At 45.5% G+C, this 3,903-nt stretch carries 3 protein-coding genes; 2 read left to right on the top strand and 1 reads right to left on the bottom strand.

Annotated features, from left to right (window positions below; all coding sequences use genetic code 11):
• Positions 1–220 precede the first annotated feature (220 nt).
• Positions 221–1,774, bottom strand: a complete 1,554-nt coding sequence (locus H528_RS0111775; RefSeq protein WP_022854498.1) for an ATP-binding protein — start codon at positions 1,772–1,774, stop codon at positions 221–223.
• 787 nt (positions 1,775–2,561) lie between these two features.
• Here H528_RS0111775 and cas1 point away from each other — a divergent pair.
• Both cas1 and H528_RS0111765 read left to right on the top strand, forming a co-directional pair.
• Complete coding sequence (gene cas1, locus H528_RS0111770; protein ID WP_157608256.1) at positions 2,562–3,578, top strand: CRISPR-associated endonuclease Cas1; 1,017 nt, start codon at positions 2,562–2,564, stop codon at positions 3,576–3,578.
• A 56-nt stretch (positions 3,579–3,634) separates the two neighbouring features.
• The gene (locus tag H528_RS0111765; RefSeq protein ID WP_022854496.1) at positions 3,635–3,841 is read left to right on the top strand and encodes a hypothetical protein; all 207 of its coding nucleotides are present in this window, start codon (positions 3,635–3,637) and stop codon (positions 3,839–3,841) included.
• The last annotated feature ends 62 nt before the right edge of the window (positions 3,842–3,903 follow it).

The raw sequence follows: 3,903 nt of genomic DNA, 5'->3' as shown, positions 1-3,903 counted from the left end.
CAAATGGCTTGACAAAATCCACAGTATCTCGCGAGGCGACTTGTACGCCCGCGTGATCTCATGAGATTGCTTCGGCACCTCGTGCCTCGCAATGACACACCAAAAAGCTCTCGCAATACCAGCTTCCGGCTCAAGAATCCGTTCCCATTTTTCGGAACGAAAAATAGGAACGGATCCTTAGCCCTTCGCCTCTAGCCCATCGCCCTTAGCCCCCTACCAGTCATGAGAGGGAAATGGAAACCTCTTCCACTTTAAAAGAAACGATGTTCCGCTCACGCTTGCTAAATTCCACCCCGATAAGCCAGATCTTCTCACACTTCTCTTGATACTTCTCGTAGTAGCGCTTCTCCTTTAGTTGTAATAGCGCCTTGCCCTCTGGCTCATCCTCAACTACCTTGAATTCAAAGAGATAACAGCGCCCTTCAAAAAGCACCGCCATGTCAAGCCGGCCCTGGTTCGTAGCCTCTTCTACCCGCACATCCAACCCCAGACCACAAAAGTACGCGTAAAATACACTGGCGTAAAATCCTTCGTACTCCTCAAGTCCCGTCTTCCGAAACCAGTCATGCGGAATACCGGCAAAGATCACCTTGAAAACTTCTTCTAACTCCTCTGGTCGCCCTTCCTCCAGGGCTTCGTAAATACGGTCGTAATGTTCTTCTTTGGTGGGAAGATCACTAAAGGTGTTCAGCAAGAAGTTATTGAAACTTGTGCGTACCTCAAGGTTCGGAAAACCCAAAATATATTTGGTAAGGGACCCCCGGCGCCTCGTGCCTTTAATTGTTAGATAGCCGGTCTGGAAGAGGACTGTTTCTGGATAGATGCGATCCACGTCGAAGCTTTCAAGGAGTTCGTCGCCTACTTCGAGCTTTTCCAGTTTGGCTACGTTGAGTTTCCGGGCCAAAAGAAGCTTTATCAAAAAAGTAGGCGTACCTGTCTCAAACCAGTAGGGCCGAAACTCCCTGCTATCTAAAAAGAGCAAAATGTCAAAGGGATTGTAAACAGGCTCCCCAAGCCAGGAGTAGCCGTTATACCAGCGGGGCACCTCGGAAAGGTCAATTCCTTCTAATCTATCGGCAAAGGTATTCTCAAATTCCTCCTGGGTGTAGCCGCAAATGGTGGCATAGGCTGGATGGATGGTGATGTCTTTGAGATTGTTTAATCCTGAAAAAATCGAAACCTTGGAAAACTTGGTAACGCCGATAAGGAAGCAAAACTTAAGATAAGGGTCTGCGTCTTTGAGAACGGAATAGAAATTTTTTAACTCTTCGCGGATCTCTGCGGCAAGCTCTGGTCTGTGGATATTATCAAGGATGGGCTTGTCGTATTCGTCGATAAGCACCACAACCTTTTGGTTATGTTTTTCGTTAAGGCGCAAAATAAGTTCTTCGAAGCGCTTATTCGGAAGTTTTTCCTGGTAAGATATTTGATATTCGTCAGCATGGCGTCTCAAGATAGAAAAAAAGGTCTCCACAAGCTCATCAAGAGACCTGATCACTCCCGAACCGAAGGAGATATAGACCACCGGATACTTCTTAGACCAGTCCCAGTTATTTTCCAGAAAAAGGCCCTGGAAGAGCTCACGTTTGCCAAGGAAGGCCTGACGCAGGGTATCAAGAAAAAGGCTTTTTCCAAAGCGCCTTGGGCGCGAGAGGAAAAAGTAGCCTCCTCCTTCGTCAACGAGCTTTTTCACAAAAGGAGTCTTATCAACGTAGTAAAAATTATCGGTGCGAATCTTTTCAAAACTCTGAATACCTACAGGAAGTTTTTTCATTATTGTCACTCCTGGAAGGATTTCCTACTCGTTATCAAGCCCAATATTAATGGGAGCATGTTTTATCCGACAAAGAGTCATCGCGAGGCGACTTGTACGCCCGCGCGATCCCATGGGATTGCTTCGGCACTTCGTGCCTCGCAATGACTGACAAAAATAATGCTTTCGATACCCATTCAGTCCAAACCTTTAGAACCTTTAGAACCTCTAGAAACCCTTCTACCTGAGATTGCTTCGCTTGCAATGACATTGTTCAAGTATCGCCTGTTTTACGCTCCCAGCAATAACTTTTTAGCTTAGTTTCTGTTTTTTTGGCAAATTCCCTTTTGTGTATTCTATCGAAACCTTTACAAAACACCATTTCTTAGGCTTCAAGAATCCGTTCCCATTTTTCGGAACGAAAAATAGGAACGGATCCCTTTTTTAGGACGTCCTATTTTCTAGATCTAATTCCGTATCTTGAGGCGAAAAACTATGATTCGCAGGCTCCCAGGCCAAAAAATAGGAACGGATCCCATTTTTTCTGGGGCCGTATATCCCAATTATCTCTTCATCGCTCACAACTCACTGATCACAGTTTACGGCTCACAGATATCGCCCTTTGCCCTTAGCTCATAGCCCATTGTGAGGAGATCTGTAAGAGGCGGCAAAGCCCGCTGTGGTGATCCAGATCCTTTACTGTTCCTTTACTTCGCTCAGGACTTCGGCTCGGAAAAGGTTTGCGTTGCACCTTCAGCCCACCGAAATTTGTTGCCATTTTGCGCTTAAAAATGCATATATTAGGTTGATGAATCTTTACCTTACCGAACAAGGGCTTAAGGTAAAAAGAGAGCGCAAGCGCCTGCAATTTTTCAGGCAGGATACCCTTGTCTACGAAATTCGACTGGACGACTTATCCCACGTCTTTGTCTTCGGGCGCATTCATTTCACCGCTCAGGCCCTTCAAGCCCTGCTAAAACACGAAATAGACGTCCATTTTCTCAACACTTCCGGCAAGTATCTGGGGCGCCTTAGTCCCCCACGGGGTAAAAACATCGAGCTTAGACTCGCCCAGTTTCGCACCTTTGACAATGAAGAAAAACGTCTTTTACTTGCCAGGGCCTTTATCAAAGCCAAAATAGACAACCAACGTGCCTATCTCAGGCGGCAAAACCGCAAACTAAAAGACGAAAGCATCTCTAAGACCATATTGGAATTACGCAAGAAGGCCCGCGAAGCTCACGAAGCAAAAGACCTTGAAACCTTACGTGGAATTGAAGGCCAGGCAGCCCATATCTATTTTTCTGTTTACGGGAAGCTCTTTCAGGTAAAGGGCCTATCTTTTCCCGGACGCATCAGAAGGCCCCCTCCAGACCCCATAAACGCCCTGCTCTCCCTGGGCTACACCCTTCTTTGCGCCCAGATCACCAGTTTTCTGGAGATGTCAGGCCTTGATCCACACCTGGGGTATCTGCACGCGCCAGATTATGGTCGGCCATCTCTTTCCCTTGACGTTATGGAAGAATGGCGTCCGGTAATAGTTGATTCCCTGGTGGTTCGTTTGTTTAACTGGGGCACCATAAAACCCAAAGATTTTACCGAAGAACCTTGGGACGATGACGAAGACTTTTCTATAGTAAGGCTCTCTCCAGAAGGTCTGCGCAAATTTTTAGACCAGTTTCGCAAAAGAATGGACGAAAAGGCCCTTTATCAGCGCGTGGGAAAAGAATTCACGTATCGGGACATTATTAAAAACCAGATATGGCATTTAGCACGCGTGCTAAAAGGAGAAGAAGACAATTACCAGGGTTTTGTTTTTCCGTAACCCAGAGAGATATGGTATCCTTCCATACCCGCTACTTTTTATATTATCCTTAAGCTATGTTTAATGCCTTTAAGTACTTTGAAGAATTTCGGGAAACTTTTGGCGAAGAAGCTGCCCTTAAGCTCATCTGGCTGGCAAGCGAAATCTACGAAAGTCTCTCTCAAAACGTTACCAAAACCGAATTTAACGAACTCAAGAAGAGACCTTTGCAAAATTACTTGATTCAGAATATTTCTCATGATATTGCTAGAGAAAAACTATAGGAGTTTGACTTATGTTTAAAAAAGACAATTCTCCTATCACTATAGGCGAACATCTCATCTAT

Origin of the sequence: Thermodesulfatator atlanticus DSM 21156 (assembly GCF_000421585.1) — a bacterium.
In the GTDB taxonomy this organism is placed as follows: Bacteria; Desulfobacterota; Thermodesulfobacteria; order Thermodesulfobacteriales; family Thermodesulfatatoraceae; genus Thermodesulfatator; species Thermodesulfatator atlanticus.
Note: the sequence above shows the minus strand (reverse complement) of the source record. Positions and strands in the feature narration are given on the sequence as shown.